16 protein-coding genes and 1 pseudogene are annotated in these 18,002 nt (G+C 62.4%); 9 read left to right on the top strand and 8 right to left on the bottom strand.

Going from position 1 to position 18,002, the window contains the following annotated elements; genetic code table 11:
• Window positions 1–1,489, top strand: a 1,489-nt coding sequence (locus QOC89_RS19110) for a proline--tRNA ligase (protein ID WP_323046459.1), incomplete at its 5' end; no start/stop codon positions are given.
• A 12-nt stretch (window positions 1,490–1,501) separates the two neighbouring features.
• On the top strand, window positions 1,502–2,101 hold the full coding sequence (locus QOC89_RS19105; RefSeq protein ID WP_323046458.1) for a MarC family protein: 600 nt from the start codon (window positions 1,502–1,504) through the stop codon (window positions 2,099–2,101).
• Window positions 2,102–2,238: 137 nt separating this feature from the next.
• Here the strand turns inward: QOC89_RS19105 and QOC89_RS19100 are convergent, their stop codons facing one another.
• Both QOC89_RS19100 and ffh read right to left on the bottom strand, forming a co-directional pair.
• A complete protein-coding gene (locus tag QOC89_RS19100; protein WP_323046457.1) occupies window positions 2,239–2,790 on the bottom strand; it encodes a hypoxanthine-guanine phosphoribosyltransferase in 552 nt (183 codons plus the stop codon).
• A gap of 148 nt (window positions 2,791–2,938) precedes the next feature.
• A complete protein-coding gene (ffh, locus tag QOC89_RS19095) occupies window positions 2,939–4,306 on the bottom strand; it encodes a signal recognition particle protein (protein WP_179734481.1) in 1,368 nt (455 codons plus the stop codon).
• Between the two features lie 81 nt (window positions 4,307–4,387).
• Between ffh and QOC89_RS19090 the strand changes: the two genes are divergently transcribed.
• The 7 genes from QOC89_RS19090 (at window position 4,388) to QOC89_RS19060 (ending at window position 12,826) form a co-directional block, all read left to right on the top strand.
• The gene (locus tag QOC89_RS19090; RefSeq protein ID WP_323046456.1) at window positions 4,388–5,314 is read left to right on the top strand and encodes a cytochrome C assembly family protein; all 927 of its coding nucleotides are present in this window, start codon (window positions 4,388–4,390) and stop codon (window positions 5,312–5,314) included.
• A gap of 10 nt (window positions 5,315–5,324) precedes the next feature.
• On the top strand, window positions 5,325–5,657 hold the full coding sequence (locus QOC89_RS19085; RefSeq protein WP_323046455.1) for a PP0621 family protein: 333 nt from the start codon (window positions 5,325–5,327) through the stop codon (window positions 5,655–5,657).
• Complete coding sequence (gene ampD, locus QOC89_RS19080; RefSeq protein WP_323046454.1) at window positions 5,654–6,250, top strand: 1,6-anhydro-N-acetylmuramyl-L-alanine amidase AmpD; 597 nt, start codon at window positions 5,654–5,656, stop codon at window positions 6,248–6,250. Before QOC89_RS19085 ends, ampD begins: the two co-directional genes overlap by 4 nt.
• A gap of 527 nt (window positions 6,251–6,777) precedes the next feature.
• Window positions 6,778–9,783, top strand: coding sequence for a ribonucleoside-diphosphate reductase subunit alpha (locus QOC89_RS19075; protein WP_323046453.1), 3,006 nt, complete (start codon window positions 6,778–6,780; stop codon window positions 9,781–9,783).
• 768 nt (window positions 9,784–10,551) lie between these two features.
• The gene (locus QOC89_RS19070) at window positions 10,552–11,787 is read left to right on the top strand and encodes a ribonucleotide-diphosphate reductase subunit beta (RefSeq protein WP_054040807.1); all 1,236 of its coding nucleotides are present in this window, start codon (window positions 10,552–10,554) and stop codon (window positions 11,785–11,787) included.
• A gap of 85 nt (window positions 11,788–11,872) precedes the next feature.
• A complete protein-coding gene (locus tag QOC89_RS19065) occupies window positions 11,873–12,199 on the top strand; it encodes a hypothetical protein (protein ID WP_323046452.1) in 327 nt (108 codons plus the stop codon).
• 30 nt (window positions 12,200–12,229) lie between these two features.
• Window positions 12,230–12,826, top strand: a complete 597-nt coding sequence (locus tag QOC89_RS19060) for a histone H1-like DNA-binding protein (protein ID WP_323046451.1) — start codon at window positions 12,230–12,232, stop codon at window positions 12,824–12,826.
• Window positions 12,827–13,099: 273 nt separating this feature from the next.
• Here the strand turns inward: QOC89_RS19060 and QOC89_RS19055 are convergent, their stop codons facing one another.
• From QOC89_RS19055 to QOC89_RS19030, 6 genes and pseudogenes are all read right to left on the bottom strand, one after another.
• Entirely contained in the window at window positions 13,100–13,576 is a 477-nt protein-coding gene (locus tag QOC89_RS19055) for a glycine zipper 2TM domain-containing protein (RefSeq protein ID WP_323046450.1), read from the bottom strand.
• Between the two features lie 25 nt (window positions 13,577–13,601).
• Window positions 13,602–14,540 carry a carbohydrate kinase family protein gene (locus QOC89_RS19050; protein ID WP_323046449.1) on the bottom strand — a complete coding sequence of 313 codons (939 nt, stop codon included), beginning with the start codon at window positions 14,538–14,540 and terminating at the stop codon, window positions 13,602–13,604.
• Window positions 14,541–14,646: 106 nt separating this feature from the next.
• Window positions 14,647–15,147 (bottom strand): thiol peroxidase, encoded by a 501-nt coding sequence (tpx, locus tag QOC89_RS19045; RefSeq protein WP_323046448.1) that lies wholly within the window; start codon window positions 15,145–15,147, stop codon window positions 14,647–14,649.
• 73 nt (window positions 15,148–15,220) lie between these two features.
• On the bottom strand, window positions 15,221–16,537 hold the full coding sequence (locus tag QOC89_RS19040; RefSeq protein WP_323046447.1) for a DUF3426 domain-containing protein: 1,317 nt from the start codon (window positions 16,535–16,537) through the stop codon (window positions 15,221–15,223).
• Window positions 16,538–16,585: 48 nt separating this feature from the next.
• A complete protein-coding gene (gene prmA, locus QOC89_RS19035; protein WP_323046446.1) occupies window positions 16,586–17,488 on the bottom strand; it encodes a 50S ribosomal protein L11 methyltransferase in 903 nt (300 codons plus the stop codon).
• A gap of 3 nt (window positions 17,489–17,491) precedes the next feature.
• Window positions 17,492–18,002: pseudogene (locus QOC89_RS19030) on the bottom strand (acetyl-CoA carboxylase biotin carboxylase subunit); the annotation flags it as partial.

The following is an 18,002-nucleotide window of genomic DNA, read 5'->3' as shown; positions in this document are numbered from 1 at the left end:
GGGCCGCTGGGAAAAGTACGGTCCCGAGCTGTTGCGCTTCAAGGACCGCAAGCAATCCGATTTCGTGTTCGGACCGACCCACGAAGAAGTGGTCACGGACATCGCACGCGGCCAGATCAAGAGCTATCGCCAGTTGCCGGTGAACTTCTACCAGATCCAGACGAAGTTCCGCGACGAAATCCGTCCGCGTTTCGGCGTGATGCGCGGCCGTGAGTTCATCATGAAAGACGCGTACTCGTTCGACAAAGACGTCGAAGGTCTGCGCGAGTCGTATCGCAAGATGTATGACGCGTACGTGCGGATCTTCACGCGCCTTGGTCTGGATTTCCGTGCGGTGGCGGCGGACAACGGTTCGATCGGCGGCAGCGGTTCGCATGAGTTCCACGTGATCGCCGAGACTGGTGAAGACGCGATCGCCTATTGCCCGACCTCGGATTTCGCGGCGAACGTCGAAGCGGCTGAAGCGCTGCCGCTTTACGCGGAACGCGCGGCGCCGACCGAAGAAATGAAGAAAACCGCCACGCCGGGCAAGGCGAAGTGCGAGGCCGTGGCTGAACTGCTGAACATTCCGCTCGAGCGCACGATCAAGTCGATCGTGCTCGCCACGGAAAACGAAGGCGCCGCGCCGACCATCTGGTTGCTGATGCTGCGCGGCGACCACGATCTGAACGAGATCAAGGCAGCCAAGCTGCCGGGTTTGGCCGACTTCCGCATGGCCACCGAAGCCGAAATCATCGAGACCTTCGGCACGCCGCCGGGTTACCTCGGCCCGATCAATACGAAGAAGCCGGTCAAGGTCGTCGCGGATAGCACGGTCGCGAACATGAGCGACTTCGTGGTCGGCGCGAATGAGGTGGACTACCACATCACCGGTGTGAACTGGGGCCGCGATCTGCCGGAGCCGGTCGTCGCGGATATCCGCAATGTGCAGAAGGGCGATCCGTCGCCGGACGGCAAGGGCGTGATCGACATCTGCCGTGGCATCGAAGTCGGCCACGTGTTCCAGCTCGGCACGAAGTATTCGGAAGCGATGAACGCCACCTGTCTCGACGAAACCGGCAAGCCGCGGCAGATGGAAATGGGCTGCTACGGCATTGGGGTCACGCGGATTCTGGGCGCGGCGATCGAACAGAATTTCGACGAGAAGGGCATCATCTGGCCGGAATCGATCGCGCCGTTCGAAGTCGTGCTGTGCCCGATGGGTTACGACCGCAGCGAAGCCGTGCGCGAGCAGGCCGACAAGCTGTACGCGCAGTTGCTCGAAGCGGGCGTCGACGTGATCCTCGACGATCGCGGCGAACGTCCGGGCGTGATGTTCGCCGACTGGGAGCTGATCGGTGTGCCGCATCGTCTGGTGATCGGCGACCGTGGCCTGAAAGACGGCAAGCTCGAGTATCAAGGCCGTCGCGATGTCGAAGCCACGCTGCTGCCGGTCGATGACGCCGCACAAACGGTAATCGGCAAAGTTCGCGCCGCCTTGGTGCAATAAGCGGAGCGGACGGTGGAGTACACCTTCGTATCTGCGACCGTCCTGCTGATTCTGATTACCGATCCCCTCGGCAACATTCCGCTCTTTATCAGTTGCCTGCGGGGTGTTTCGCCGAAGCGGCGCACGATCGTCATACTCCGCGAGGTGGCGATCGCGTTCGCGATCCTGCTGATCTTCATGGTGGTCGGCGACGGCTTTCTGCGCATGATGAGTCTGACCGACCAGTCGTTGCGCATCGGCGGCGGGATTGTGCTGTTTCTGATCGCGTTGCGGATGGTGTTCCCCCATCCGGACGGTCCGCTCGGCGGCGACACGCGGGGCGGTGAGCCGCTGATCGTGCCGCTCGCCATTCCGGCGCTCGCGGGCCCGTCGGCGCTGGCTACGGTCATGTTGTTGACGTCGCAGGCACCCGGCAAGATGTTGGAGTGGATCGGTGCGCTGACCGTTACGATGATCGTCTGCGCGATCGTGCTGATGCTGGCGGAGCGCATTCAGGCGTGGCTCGGCGAGCGCGCGATGATGGCCTTCGAACGGCTGATGGGCCTGGTGCTGGTGGCGATCTCGGTCGAAATGATGCTTGGCGGTATTCGTTCTTTTGTGCATCAACTTTGAGTGAGCCTTGGTGCAGCGTTCCACACGGTAGCTCAGGCGTGCGGCAAGCAAACCAGCCCGACAAACAAAAAAGCGGCTCGCGAGCCGCTTTTTTTACGCCGGTGCGTGCTGCAAACCGCACCGCTCAAATACCCTGCTCAAGCCCCTTCGGTCAACGCCCGAATGGTCGGCAGATTGCGCCAGTAACCCTTGGCGTCCATCCCGCAACCGAACACATAGCGGTCCGGCACTTCAAAACCACAATAATCCGGATGCAGTGGCTTCGCCTTCGGAATGATCTTCTCGCACAGCACCGCGCTCAGGAAGCGCTTCGCACCCATTGCGAGGATGCGGTCGCGGATCGCGGCCATCGTCTCGCCTTCGTCGAGGATGTCGTCGAGCACCAGCACGACGCGATCCTTCACCGACTCAGCCGGCGCCACGCGCCACTGCATCTCATTGCCGCCCTTGGTGGTGTTGCGGTAGCGGGTCAGGTGGATGTAGTCGAACTCGAGCGGAAAATCGAGGTGCGGCAGCAGCATGCCGGTGAACACCGCCGCGCCGCCCATTACCGACAGCACGAGCGGAAAGTCCTCACTCATCTCGTTGCGGATGGCGGCAGCCATGCCGCTGATCGACGCGTTGACGTCGTCGGCCGAAACGATTTCTTCGGAGTGGCTAAAAATGTGGAGAGCTTCTTCGCGGTTCATGACGTCTGACGGGCGGTAACTGTATACATAGTGTGGGTGAGAACGGCGGCGTGAGGTACAGAATAAACCCGCACCAATCCGGATTCAGCCGCGCGTGCCGTTATTCCTGCACTGCTGGCAAGCACGCGCGCCGCCGTCTTGCTAAAGCTTAGCGCATGCCGGGCATCATGCCCTTCATGCCGCGCATCATCTTTTGCAGGTTGCCGCCCTTCAGCTTTTTCATCATGGTGCGCATCTGGTCGTATTGATTCAGCATGCGGTTGACTTCCTGCACCTGCACACCCGCGCCCGCGGCGATGCGGCGCTTGCGGGTGGCCTTGATCAGCTCGGGCTTGGCGCGCTCCAGCGGCGTCATGGAGTTGATGATGCCTTCCATGCGGCGCATCTGCGATTCGGCCATGCCCATATTGGCGCCGGCCGCGGCCTGCTGGAACTGCGCGGGCAGCTTGTCCATCAGCGACGATAGGCCGCCCATGCTCTTCATTTGCGTAAGCTGCGCGCGGAAATCGTTGAGGTCGAAGTCGCCGCCTTTCTTGACCTTGTCGGCGAGCTTCTGCGCGGCCTGGACGTCTACGCCGCGCTGCGCTTCTTCGACGAGGGCGAGAATGTCGCCCATGCCGAGAATCCGGTTCGCCATGCGATCCGGATAGAAAATTTCGAGGCCGTCGAGCTTTTCGGCGACACCGACGAACTTGATCGGCTTACCTGTTACGTGACGCACCGAGAGCGCCGCGCCACCGCGCGAGTCGCCGTCGAGCTTGGTGAGGACCACGCCGGTAAGCGGCAAAGCGTCGCTAAAGGCCTTCGCGGTGTTGACCGCGTCCTGACCCAGCATCGCGTCGACGACGAACAGCGTTTCCGCCGGCTTCAGTTCGCTGTGCAACGCGGCGATTTCCTGCATCATCGCTTCGTCGATACCGAGGCGGCCGGCCGTGTCGACCAGCAGCACGTCGTGGTAATGGCGCCTCGCCCAATCCACCGCGGCACGCGCGATATCCACCGGCTTCTGATCCGGTTCCGACGGGAAGAAGTCCGCGCCCACCTGCTCGGTCACCGTCTTCAACTGCGCGATAGCAGCCGGACGGTAGACGTCGCACGAAACGGTGAGGACCTTCTTCTTGTACTTTTCGCGCAGAAGCTTGGCGAGCTTGCCGACCGTGGTGGTCTTGCCGGCGCCTTGCAGACCCGCCATCAGGATGACGGCCGGCGGCGTGACGGCGAGATTCAGTTCGACCGCCTTGCCCTCATAGTCGCCGCCGATGATCGCGGTCAGCTCGCGCTGCACCACGCCGACCAGCGCCTGACCCGGCGACAGGCTGCTGATGACTTCCTCGCCGAGCGCCTTTTCCTTCACCTTGGCGATGAACTCGCGCACGACGGGCAGCGCCACGTCCGCCTCGAGCAGCGCAAGGCGCACTTCGCGCAGCATTTCCTGGGTGTTCGCCTCGGTGAGCCGGGCTTCGCCGCGCAGCGTCTTGACGACGCGCGCCATCCGTTGAGTCAGATTGTCGAGCATGGGGAGCGATGAACAGTGCGGCCGGAGCAGGGCGCGAAGTGGAAGACGTCGCGGAGCAGGGGCCTAGTGTAAACTTCGAATATGGATATTGTACTGTATGCCCTCACTGCGCTCCTCTACGGCGGTCTCGCCGTGGCCGGATGGCGCTCACACCGGCAAGCCGCCCTGCGCCCCATGCTCGAAAGCGTGCCGCCGGTGCCTGTTGCCGCGGGCGTCCCGGCGCCATCGGCCGCCTCCGGCATGGGCGCGTCGGGTCGCGCGTTGCTGTTTGTCGCGCTGCTCGCGCATGGCGTGCTGCTGCATACCACCATCTTTCCGCAGAACGCGATGGTGTTCGGCTTCGCGTTCGCGTTGTCCGCGATGTTCTGGCTCGGCGCCGGCATCTACTGGATCGAGAGCTTTTTCTTTCCGCTCGACGGCTTGCGCCTGCTGGTGCTGCCGCTCGCCTGCGTCGCTTCGTTATTGCCGCTGGCATTCAATGGCGTGCGCGTGCTGCCGTATTCCGCCGCGCCGATGTTCAAGCTGCACTTCCTGATTGCCAATATCGCATACGGTTTGTTCGCAATCGCGGCGCTGCACGCCGTTCTGATGCTGCTGGTCGAGCGGCGTCTGCATGCAATGCGCGGCGGAGTGTCGCAACGCAATGCGGCCGCGGCGGGCAACGGCTGGCTGTCGAGCTGGCTCGATACCTTGCCGCCCCTGCTGACTCTGGAAAAGCTGCTGTTCCGTCTGATCGGCGCCGGCTTCGTGCTGCTCACGCTGACGCTGCTTTCGGGCATCATCTTTAGCGAGCAACTGGTCGACCGGGCATTGCGGCTCGATCACAAGACGGTCTTTGCGATTCTTTCGTGGGTGATGTTCGGCGCGCTGCTGACCGCGCGCAAGGTTTCCGGCTGGCGCGGCCGTGCGGCATTGCGCTGGGTGCTGGCGTCGTTCGTCGCGCTGCTGCTGGCGTACGTCGGCAGCCGTTTTGTATTCGAGGTGCTGTTGCACCGTGCTGTAGTGTGAGTGCCCTGTCATGCGACAAATATTTCTGCTGATCCTGCTGTTCATCGTCGGCCAATGGCTGGTCAAGGCGCTGCGTCGTCATGACGCGCAAGCGTCGCAACGCACCGGCGCTGACGCGAATGGCTCCGCCGGCGCCGGTCGTGCGAAAGGCCCGCAAGGCGCCGCGCGTGGGCCCCATGCGCCACAAGCGCAACCGCAGCACGCCGAGCCGATGATCCGTTGTGCCGAGTGCGGCGTGCACGCACCGAAGAGCGACTCCGTGGTGGTAGCCGGGCAGCCGTTCTGCAGCGCCGCGCACGCGCAGCGTCACGGCGCGCATCCCACCGGCCGCGACGCCCGATGAGCGTCGCGTTCACCGTCGATGCCGACGGTTGGGTCAGCGCCGCACGCAAACTGCCGTCGCCGAATTTCGAAGCGCGGCCCGCAGGGGCCGTGCCGACGCTGATCGTCGTGCACAACATCAGCCTGCCGCCCAACGAGTTCGGCGGCACGGCGATCGCCGAACTATTCCTGAACACGCTCGACTGCGACGCCCACCCGTACTACGACACGCATCTGCGCGGCGTGCGCGTGTCGGCGCATTTCGTGATTCAGCGCGACGGTGCGCTCGAGCAATTCGTCTCCTGCAACGAGCGCGCATGGCACGCCGGGCCGTCGAACTTTTTCGGCCGCGAGCGCTGCAATGATTTCTCGATCGGTATCGAGCTGGAAGGCAGTGACACGACTGCTTTCGAGGCGGCGCAATACCGCACGCTCGGTGCGCTTGTAACGGCGCTCAAGGCCCGCTATCCGGTCGAAGGGCTCGCCGGTCACTCCGACATCGCCCCCGGGCGCAAGACCGATCCAGGGCCTCATTTCGAGTGGCAGCGTCTGCAGCGCGACACCGCGTTGGCGGATCAGTACTTCCCCTATCTCAAGTTTTCCAAAACGCCGTAACGACCCTTCGCGCGACTTCGCGTGATGCGAGGAGAGCAAGGCGCTGCCTCGTTCTCCGGGGAGTCGGCTTCGCGTCTCGCCAAGCAAAGTCAAGCCTTTGAAAGCAAATAAATCGATTTGACCTGTCTTGAAACTCCACTATACTTGGTGCCAGAAATTCGGTTTCGCACTATATCTTGTGTTTGGTGTGTATAACTCTGTGCATAACTGAGTGCATAAGTTATGCGGCGCCCGCTCTCCGAGCAGGGCGCCGCAAGCATTCCAGGCAGCGAAAAAATTCCTGCGGCGCGGCCGGCAGAGACCTCCGGCGGCATCCAGAAACATTCAGGAAAAGGGCACAGCAAGTGATCGCGACACTCGTGATGAAGACCGTTACCAATTCGAACCAGGCTTCATCGCTGTCGCATCCCGCCACCCGGCTCAGCCGGCCTTTTTCCTGCACCCCATCGCTTGCGCACGCGGCGGCGCAGCGTTCGTTTTAATCCGCGGATCTTCCCGCAACATTTCCAGGACCAGGAGCTTTGCACATGCAAACCACCGACAACGTGACGACCCGGTATGAGGGCTCACCGACTGGCCAGGCCTTCGGCCAGGCACAAGGCGCCCAGGCGCTCGCGCCGCAAGTGACCTACGCCGACTACAAGGTGATCCGTCGTAATGGCAGTGTGGTGTCGTTCGAACCGTCGAAAATCGCCATCGCCGTGACGAAGGCATTTCTGGCCGTCAACGGTGGTCAAGGCGCGGCGTCGGCGCGGGTGCGCGAGCTGGTCGAGCAACTCACGCAGAACGTGGTGCGCGCGCTCGTGCGCAGCCGCCCGAACGGCGGCACGTTCCATATCGAAGACATTCAGGATCAGGTCGAACTCGCGCTGATGCGCGGCGGCGAGCACAACGTCGCGCGTGCTTACGTGCTGTATCGCGAGAAGCGCACCCAGGCGCGCGGTCATGACGACCAGATCGTCGCCAACACGCCGGGTCTGAACGTCACCGACAACGGCGTGACGCGTCCGCTCGACATGGCAGCGCTGCGCGGCATCATCGAACTGGCTTGCTCGAACCTCGGCGACGCCGTGAGCGCCGATCCAATCATCGCGGAAACGGTAAAGAATCTGTACGACGGCGTGCCGATGAGCCAGGTCTACGACTCGGCGATCCTGGCTGCCCGCACGATGATCGAAAAGGACCCGGCATACAGCCAGGTCACCGCACGCATCCTGCTGCACACGATCCGTCGCGAGATCCTCGAAGAGGAAGTCACGCAAACGGAAATGGGCGAGCGTTACGCCGAATACTTCCCGCAATTCATCAAGCGCGGCGTGCAAGCCGAGCTGCTCGACGACAAGCTGCTGCAGTTCGACCTGAAGCGCCTCGGCGCCGCACTCGACAACAATCGCGACCTGCAATTCGGCTACCTCGGTCTGCAAACGCTGTACGACCGTTACTTCCTGCATCACGACGGCGTGCGCATCGAAATGCCGCAGGCATTCTTTATGCGTGTGGCAATGGGTCTGTCGCTGAACGAGATCGACCGTGAAGCGCGCGCGATCGAGTTTTACAACGTGCTGTCGAGCTTCGACTTCATGTCGTCCACGCCCACTTTGTTCAACTCGGGCACGCGCCGCTCGCAACTGTCGTCGTGCTATCTGACCACGGTCGACGACGACCTCGACGGCATCTACGAAGCGCTGAAGGAAAACGCGCTGCTGTCGAAGTTCGCCGGCGGTCTGGGCAACGACTGGACGCGCGTGCGTGCGCTGGGTTCGCACATCAAGGGCACCAACGGCAAGTCGCAAGGCGTGGTGCCGTTCCTGAAGGTGGTCAACGACACGGCGGTGGCCGTCAACCAGGGCGGCAAGCGCAAGGGCGCGGTGTGCGCGTACCTGGAAACGTGGCACCTGGACATCGAGGAATTCCTCGAGCTGCGCAAGAACACCGGCGACGACCGTCGTCGTACGCACGACATGAACACGGCGAACTGGATTCCCGACCTGTTCATGAAGCGCGTGCACGAAGGCGGCGAATGGACGCTGTTCTCGCCGTCCACCTGCCCGGACCTGCACGACAAGTTCGGCGCCGAGTTTGAAGCGGCTTACACGGCTTACGAAGACAAGGTCGCGCGCGGCGAGATCAAGCTGTTCAAGAAGATTCCGGCGGCGCAACTGTGGCGCAAGATGCTGGGCATGCTGTTCGAAACCGGCCACCCGTGGATCACGTTCAAGGATCCGTGCAATGTGCGCTCGCCGCAACAGCACGTGGGTGTCGTCCACTCGTCGAACCTGTGCACGGAAATCACGCTGAACACCAGCGACGCCGAAATCGCCGTCTGCAACCTGGGTTCGGTGAACCTCGTCGCTCACTTGAAGGAACAAGCCGACGGCACGCTGGCGCTCGACCACGACAAGTTGAAGCGCACCGTCAGCGTGGCCATGCGCATGCTCGACAACGTGATCGACATCAACTACTACGCGGTCGCCAAGGCACGTAACTCGAACCTGAAGCACCGTCCGGTCGGCATGGGCATCATGGGCTTCCAGGACTGCCTGCACCTGCTGCGCACGCCGTACGCGTCGCAGGAGGCGGTCGCGTTCGCCGATACGTCGATGGAAGCGGTTTGCTACTACGCTTATTACGCCTCCACAGAACTGGCTCAAGAGCGCGGCCGTTACTCCAGCTACCGCGGCTCGCTGTGGGATCGCGGCATTCTGCCGCAAGACTCGGTGAAGTTGCTGGCTGAAGCGCGCGGCGGCTATGTCGAAGTCGATTCGAGCGAATCGATGGACTGGACCGAACTGCGTTCGCGCATCGCCACCTACGGCATGCGCAACTCGAACTGCGTCGCGATCGCACCGACCGCGACGATCTCGAACATCATCGGCGTGTCGGCTTGCATCGAACCGACGTTCCAGAACCTCTATGTGAAGTCGAATCTGTCGGGCGAATTCACGGTGGTCAACGACTACCTGGTGCGCGACCTGAAGGAACGCGGTCTGTGGGACGAAGTGATGGTCGCCGACCTGAAGTACTTCGACGGCACGCTCTCGCGCATCGACCGCATCCCGGCCGACCTGCGCGCGATCTACGCGACCGCGTTCGAACTCGATCCGGTGTGGCTGGTCGAGGCGGCTTCGCGTCGTCAGAAGTGGATCGACCAGGCGCAGTCGCTGAACATCTACATGGGCGGCGCGTCGGGTAAGAAGCTCGACGAGATCTACAAGCTTGCATGGGTGCGCGGTCTGAAGACGACCTACTACCTCCGCACCATGGCGGCGACGCACGTCGAGAAGTCGACGGTTGCGCACGGCGCGCTGAACGCGGTGAGCTCGGGTGGCGGCGAAGGTTCGGGCGGCGCGGGTGGTGTCGGCGGTGGCGCGGCTGGCGGCTTCGGCGTGAGCGGCGGTGCGGCTTCGGGCGGCATCCAGGTCGCGGCGGCCGCGCCGGCAATCGCAGTCGAAGCAGCGCCGGAAGCGGATGGTCCGGTGTGCATGATGCGTCCGGGCGATCCTGGTTTCGACGAGTGCGAGGCGTGCCAGTAAGCGCCTCGGTACCCTCGCAACAAGCGAGGGGCGGGCACGAAGCAGGCGCCAGGATCGCTACTTGCTGAACGGGTTGTAGGTAAAGACCCGCATGCAGCGATCAGCCAGCCCGACAGAAGTGATGCAGAAGTGCAGTGAAGTGAAGGCGATGAGCGGCGCGGCGCAACGAAATCGAAGTTGCGCCGCTCATCGACCAGCAGCAAAGCATGGCAAGCAACTGAAGTTTTGACGCGGCAGATAAGCGCCAGGCACGTGGTAGATGAAGCAGTCGGCAGCCGGCATCATAGACGAAGCGCTCGACATGAAGCGCTCAGCAAACGCCCGGTCGATGGTCGATCGACACAGCCGGCCAGATGCATCGCTCGAGAGCGCATTGAACTTCACCTTGCCAGCACTGACGAACAAGCAAACGCGACACGAATGTGAAGCAGGCGCGCAGCAGCAAGCGTCAGGCAAACAGCGCGTCGGCGAGACAGCAGAAAGTTAGCGGGAAGCACGCACGAAGCAATCGCAAGACGCCGCAAGCACGCTCCGCAATACAGATGGATAGAGCAGCGAAACGTCGCTCGACACGTTGCTCATCGAGCTCGCGAAGCACCTCGACAACACACGTTCAACACGCTTCATAAGAGGCGACACACACAGTCTGTTGAACAAAGTGTTGTATGAACGTAGCAACGCGAATCGAAAACAGGATTTTTCATCAGCGAACTCTTTTATCGCTCGTGAAAAGATGGTACAAACCGTTCTAAATTGATGGTGACATTTATGCTCAACTGGGATGACGAGATCACTGCCGTAACTCCCTCGAGCGCTACGCAACAGAATGTGTTGCGCAACGCTGCGGGATCGGCTGTCGGTTCGCAAGTCGGAACGCGTTCCGCTCCCCACGCTCCCTCTGCTCAAGACATCTTCGCGAACGACATCGCTGTCGCTCCCGTCGCTCATGTGACCCACGCTGCTACCGGAACGGCTGCCGCCTCCGAAGCGCGAGTCAATGTCGCCGACAAGCGCATCATCAACGGCCAGACCGACGTCAATCAGTTGGTGCCGTTCAAATACAAGTGGGCTTGGGAAAAGTATCTGGCGGGCTGCGCCAACCACTGGATGCCGCAAGAAGTGAACATGTCGCGCGACATCGCCCTCTGGAAAGACCCGAACGGTCTGACTGAAGACGAGCGCCGCATCGTCAAGCGCAACCTGGGCTTCTTCGTGACGGCTGATTCGCTGGCCGCCAACAACATCGTGCTGGGCACCTACCGCCACATCACGGCGCCCGAATGCCGCCAGTTCCTGCTGCGCCAGGCGTTCGAAGAGGCGATCCACACGCACGCTTACCAGTACATCGTCGAATCGCTGGGCCTCGACGAAGGTGAAATCTTCAACGCGTATCACGAGGTTTCCTCGATCCGCGCGAAAGACGAATTCCTGATTCCGTTCATCCATACGCTGACCGACCCGGCCTTCAAGACCGGCACGCTCGAAGCAGACCAAACCCTGCTGCGTTCGCTGATCGTGTTCGCCTGTGTGATGGAAGGCCTGTTCTTCTACGTCGGCTTTACGCAAATCCTGGCGCTGGGGCGCCAGAACAAGATGACCGGCGCGGCGGAACAGTACCAATACATCCTGCGCGACGAGTCGATGCACTGCAATTTCGGTATCGACCTGATCAACCAGATCAAACTCGAAAACCCGCAGCTCTGGACGGCTGAGTTCCGCGCGGAAATCCGCGAGATCTTCCAGCAAGCGGTCGAACTTGAATATCGTTACGCAGAAGATACGATGCCGCGCGGGGTGCTCGGCCTCAATGCGTCGATGTTCAAGAGCTATCTGCGCTTCATCTGCAACCGCCGTTGCCAGCAGATCGGTCTCGATCCGCTGTACCCGAACGAGGAAAACCCGTTCCCATGGATGAGCGAGATGATCGACCTGAAGAAGGAACGCAACTTCTTCGAGACGCGAGTGATCGAATATCAGACTGGCGGCGCGCTGACCTGGGAGTGATCCGGGTTCGTGTCGCAGATGCATTCATTTTGGGGATGCCGGCAGGCTTCGGCCGCGGCAATATAGTTAGGAGCAGAACCGCCTGATGCAAATTGTGCCCAGTGCGCCGCGTGCCTTCGCGGCCCACAAACACGACTGGCACTTTGCGAACCCTTCAGTGGGATGGGCAAACTTCCCCCCGGAAAAAGCCGCTGGCGTTAGCGTCGGCGGCCCGATCAAGCAATTGCCGGCGTTGAGATCCAGCGCCGACCAGATCTGGCGCGCGGTGCCCAAGGGCACGGCGCGCCTTACCGCATTCATTAGCGTAAGCGCGCGGCACCTGCGTACGCCGATGAATAGCCCGCTTCGTAGCGCGCGCCCTGAGAAGCGTCCGCGGGAAGCGGGTTTTGACGAAGGGTGGTGTTTGAACTGACTCTCATCTGAAAACCTGAAGGAGAAAATGATGGCAACTGCAAAAAAAGCCGCAGCTAAGAAACCCGCAGCCAAGAAGGCTGCTCCGGCAAAGAAGGCCGCCCCGGCGAAAAAAGTCGCTGCAAAGAAAGTCGCAGTGAAGAAGGTTGCAGCGAAGAAGGCAGCACCGGCTAAGAAGGTTGCAGCGAAGAAAGCTGCTCCGGCGAAGAAGGTTGCAGCCAAGAAAGTCGCAGTGAAGAAGGTTGCTGCAAAGAAGGCAGCGCCGGCCAAGAAGGCTGCGGTGAAGAAGGTTGCGGCGAAGAAGGTTGTAGCGAAGAAGGTTGTAGCGAAGAAGGCAGCACCGGCAAAGAAGACCGCGGCAAAGAAGGCGCCGGCTAAGAAGGCTGCTGCCAAGAAGGCCGCGCCTGCGAAAAAGGCTGCTGCTAAAAAGGCTGCGCCTGCCAAGAAGGCTGCCGCGAAGAAGGCCGCTGCTCCTGCCAAGAAGGCTGCCCCTGCGAAGAAGGCTGTCGCCAAAAAGGCGGCTCCTGCACCCGCTGCGACTTCTGTCTCGAGCGCACCGGCGGCGACGGTGAAGACCGCGCTGAACCCGGCAGCGGCATGGCCGTTCCCGACGGGCAGCCGTCCGTAACTGGCAGGTAAGCTGTAGAAGTATTTCGACACGTCGTACCGTGTGTCGATGATCGAGTAGCGCTTATGCATGACCGAGCGCTACTCGGTCAGGGTCCCGTTGCCGGGTTTCTGGCGACGGGATTTTTTTTGCGGTTCACACGCTCACTCACGCAAACGCCTGCCCAACGAACGACGCCAAAACCCGCAGGCGAAAAAAAACGCATGCACAGAGCGCATGCGTGTGAGGTCGTCGCGGCAGCGCGTGAAGCGCCAACCGCGCGAGAGGGGAAACTTAGTGCGTGACGCGCGTGACGCCGCCGCTGGAGAGCAAACGGACGCGTTCGCCGGCGCGGAAGATTTCGCCGGTGGCGCTTTGCGTGATCGCGCGCATGTCGCCGTTGTCGAGCCGCACGGTGATCTCGAGACCGTCGTGCACGGCCACGCCGTTCTCGACCGCATTGCCTGCCACCGCGCCAGCCAGGCCGCCGATGATGCCCGTCACGATCGAGCCGCGGCCGCCGCCGATCGCACTACCGGCCACGGCGCCCAACGCGCCGCCGCCGATCGCGCCGAGGCCGCTCGGCTGGCCGTTGTTCGAACTGATCTTCACGGCCCGAACGCTGTCGACTGTGCCCATGCGAACCGTCTCTTCGCGCTGCGCTTGCGACGCCGTGTAGACGTCGGCAGAGCTGCTGTTGTACGCGCAGCCCGACATGGCCAGTGAACCGGCAATCATGGCGGCCACCACCAGGCGACTCGTTATTCTCATTCCCTAACTCCAATAGCTTGCGGTATTACTGCAGGTCGTATCCAAACGCCTGCTTGAACCGTTCGTTGATCTCCGCCCGGCTGGGCGCATAGTTTTGCGGGCCCTGGTGTTCGATCTTCAGCGCACCCATCAGGCTCGCCAGACGCCCGGTGGTCGCCCAGCCAAGCTTGTTCTCGATGCCGTACAGCAAGCCGCCGCGGAATGCGTCGCCGCAGCCAGTAGGATCCAGCACTTGCTGTGCCTTGACCGCGGGAATCGCTTCGATGCCGCCCGCGTGATGAATCTGCGCGCCCTGTTCGCCGAGCGTGATGATCAGCGCGCCGACCTTGCCGGCGATCTCTTCGATCGACCAACCTGTCTTGTTGCTCACAAGTTTGGCTTCGTAATCGTTGACAGCTACGTAAGTAGCAAGTTCAATCATGCGTCGCAGCGAATCACCGTCGAACAGCGGCAAACCCTGGCCCGGATCGAAGATAAACGGCACGCCGGCGGCCGCCAGATGCTCCGAATGCTGGATCATGCCGTCGTAGCCGTCAGGCCCGACGAGGCCGAGCGTGATGCCCTTCGCCTGATCGGCGCGATTCAGATGCGACTGCATCATCGCACCGGGGTGGAACGCGGTGATCTGATTGTTTTCCAGGTCGGTGGTGATCATCGCCTGCGCCGAGTAAGTGCCTGGCACCACCAGCACGTTTTCCGTCGACAGCCCGAGCTGTGCAAACCGTTCCATGTAGAGCTGCGCATCGGTCTCCCCGAGCGTCCCCATGATGCGTGCATCGCCGCCCAGTAGATGCAGCGAGTAAGCGATGTTGCCCGCGCAGCCGCCGAACTCGCGGCGCATCGTCGGCACGAGAAAGCTCACGTTCAGGATGTGGACCTGCTCCGGCAGGATGTGATCCCGAAAGCGGCCTTCGAAGGTCATGATGTTGTCGTAGGCGAGCGAACCGCAAATCAGCGTAGCCAAGGCGAGCCTTCCTGTAAAAATAGAGAGAACGGGCGCGACGATGTGACAGCGCCGCGCATCAAGCGCGGCGCCGGGGTTCGTGCGCGAAAGCTTATTTCGATGCGGTTTACTTCAGTGCGGCCAGTGCGGCGTCGTAGTTCGGCTCGTTCTTGATTTCGCCGACCAGTTCAGCGTGCACGACCTTGTCGTTCTCGTCGAGCACCACCACGGCGCGTGCCGTCAGACCCGTCAGCGGGCCGCTCGTCACGTCGACGCCATAGGCTTGCGCGAACTCATGGCCGCGGAAGGTGGAGGCCGTCACGACGTTCTCGATGCCTTCGGTCGTGCAGAAGCGCGATGCGGCAAACGGCAGGTCGCCCGACACGACGATCACGGCTGTGTTGCTCAGCTTGGCTGCGGCTTCGTTGAACTTGCGGGTCGACGTCGCGCAGGTCGGCGTGTCGAGGCTCGGGACGATGTTCAGCACCTTGCGCTTGCCGGCGAAATCGGCGAGCGACAACGTCTTCAGATCCTTGCCGACCAGCGAGAACGCGGGCGCGTTCTGGCCCACCGACGGGAAGGTGCCGGCTACTTCGATCGGGTTGCCACCCAGCGTGACTTGACTCATGTTGTTGTGCTCCGAAAATAGGTCAGTAATGACGGTGAATACGCCCGGTCAGTACCGGGCGCGCGAGGAAGCGTTACGGATAAAAAATCTGTACGCGGAAATTGGAAGCGACCGCATTGCCCGTGTCGAGGTGGACGATCATGATCTGGGTCGTGTGCGCCGCCAGGCCGGCCGCGATCGGCGTGCCGGGTGGGACGTAGTCTTGCGGCCACAGCACGCGGCGTACGGCCACATTGTTCTGGTCGTCGAGCAGCGTAAGTTCGATGGCCGGATAGGCCAGCGCCACATTGAAGCGATTGCGCAGCGGCATCTTCAGTTCGAGCTTATGCGGGCCGTCGATCTGCCGCAGATCGGACGGTTCGACCTGCAAACCGTCGATGTCGTGCGGCGGCGTGATCTGGCAGCCCAGCTGCGCGCACACTTTTGCATAGAGCGTCTGCGAACGGGGGAAGTAGACCTGCACCGTTTCGCGTTGCCACCAGGCGAGTTGCGCGAGCAGGGCGATCACCAGCAGCACGGCGATCACCGCGCCGAAGATGATCCAGCCGACGCGGCGCGGTTCGGCGGGGCGCGTTTCACGCACGACCGGGAAGGGATCGACGCCTTCGTGCACCGGTTGAACCGCGAAGGGTTCGCCGCTCGATCCCAATCCGGTTGTGCCTGGGCCTGCTGTGCCTGAGCCGCCGCCCAGGCCACCCGCGCTGGCCGCGCCTGAGCCGGCCGCGCCTGAGCCGGCCGCGCCAAAATGCGGTTCATTGTCAGGAATGCCATGCAAAGTCGCCGACTCCTTCAAGACCGGCTCGTCAGCATCCGCAATATGTTCAGACGGGCGCTCGGTCTTGTGCCAAACCCGCGGCGATTGTTCCGCGGGCGGCTCGGGCTGATAAGCGAAAGGCTCCCTCGGGATGTCAGGCGGCGCATCGACTTCATAGGCGAAGGGGTCGAGCGGCGCGTCCGCGAGGATGGGCTCGTGGTCGGAAGGAGTCGGGGTGGTGAAGGCGCTCGCCGGCAGTTCCGGCTCGGTGGCGTGGCGCGGCGTGACGGCGACGCCCGCACCGGTGGAAACCGGCGTGAGCGTCAGATTGCTGGCGTTGTGAAGCAGGCGGTTGTCGATCGTGGCGTCGGGCGCGGGGGCCCACGGGTCCCATGCTTCGGCGCTGAAATCGGGGCCCTTGGGGCGTACGCCGGACAACGCCTCGATTGCCGCGGCCGCGGCAACCGGCTTGGCGGACGAGAAGTCACCGTTCTCGTTCAGTTCGAACAGGCTGCTCGATGCGTCGAATACTTCATGGCAATGCCCGCAGCGCACGAGGCCGCGGCGCAGCGCGAGCTGCGCCGGTTGCAGGCGGAAGACGGTATCGCAGAAGGGGCAACGCGTCGCCAGGAGCATATTGAGCCGGTAAGCCGAAAGGCTGTTGGTTGGACAATACGCCTTATTCTAATGGCTTTCGCGGCGCGTTCCCGTTAGACATACCCAACCTTCGTGTTCGCGCCATACGCCGATGTCGATCCACCGTGCGTAGACCTGCGCCACTTCGTCCGCTTGCCGCGCCAGAATGCCGGACAGCGCGATACGGCCGCCCGGCTTGACCTTCGACGACAGCATCGAGGCCATCAGCTTGAGCGGATTGGACAGGATATTGGCGACTACGATATCGAACTCGCCGGTGGGGCATTCGTCAGGCAAGCCGTAGGTAACTTCTGCCCGGTTGCGCTCGCTGTTGTGACGCGCCGATTCGACCGCTTGAGGGTCGATGTCGATGCCGTAGACCGGATTGGCGCCGCACTTCTTCGCGAGGATCGCGAGGATGCCCGAGCCGCAGCCGTAGTCGAGCACGGATTGCTCCGGCTTCACTGATTGCTCCAGCCATTCCATGCACAGACGCGTGGTGGGATGGCTGCCGGTTCCGAATGCGAGGCCAGGATCGAGTTCCAGCACGAGTGCGTCAGGGTCCGGTGCGTCGTGCCACGAGGGCACGACCCAGATGCGCTCGCCGATCGGAATCGGATCGAACTGCGATTGCGTGAGACGCACCCAGTCCTGCTCCTCGACTTCACGCAGGGTAAACGAGGGCGCGGTTTCCAGCCCAATCTCATTGGCCGCGGCCGTGAGCAGCACCGCCGGCTCCTGTTCCGGCGCGAGCAGCGCGATCACCCTTGAACGCTGCCACGCGGCGCGATCCGGCGTGAGACCGGGCTCGCCGAACAGTGGCTGCTCGTCGGGCGTGTCGGCGTCCGCATCTTCAACCGATACGGACAGCGCGCCCAACTCGAGCAACGCGTCGGAGAATTCCTCCGCATGCTCGCGTGCCAGCTCGGCGATCAGTTCCCGGTAGCTCATGAGTTACGCTTCTTCCGGTGCGGCCTGCTGCTTCGCGGCCAGGCGGTTTTCGAGGTAGTGAATGCTGGTGCCGCCTTCGACGAATTTCGCGTCCAGCATCAGCTCGCGGTGCAGCGGGATGTTGGTCTGAATGCCTTCCACCACCATTTCCGACAACGCGATGCGCATCCGCTTGATCGCCTGCTCGCGCGTCGCGCCGTAAGCGATCAGCTTGCCGATCATCGAATCATAGTTCGGCGGCACGAAATAGCCATTGTAGGCATGCGAATCGACGCGGATGCCGGGGCCGCCCGGCGGGTGCCAGCCGGTGATGCGGCCCGGCGACGGGGTGAACTTGAACGGATCCTCGGCATTGATGCGGCACTCGATCGCGTGGCCCGACAGCATGATGTCGCGCTGCTTGAAGCGCAGGCGCTCGCCGCAGGCGATGCGGATCTGTTCCTGCACGATGTCGATCCCGGTGATCATCTCGGTGACCGGGTGCTCGACCTGGATGCGAGTGTTCATCTCGATG

The organism is Paraburkholderia sp., from assembly GCF_034668105.1.
Classification (GTDB): domain Bacteria; phylum Pseudomonadota; class Gammaproteobacteria; order Burkholderiales; family Burkholderiaceae; genus Paraburkholderia.
Note: the sequence above shows the minus strand (reverse complement) of the source record. Positions and strands in the feature narration are given on the sequence as shown.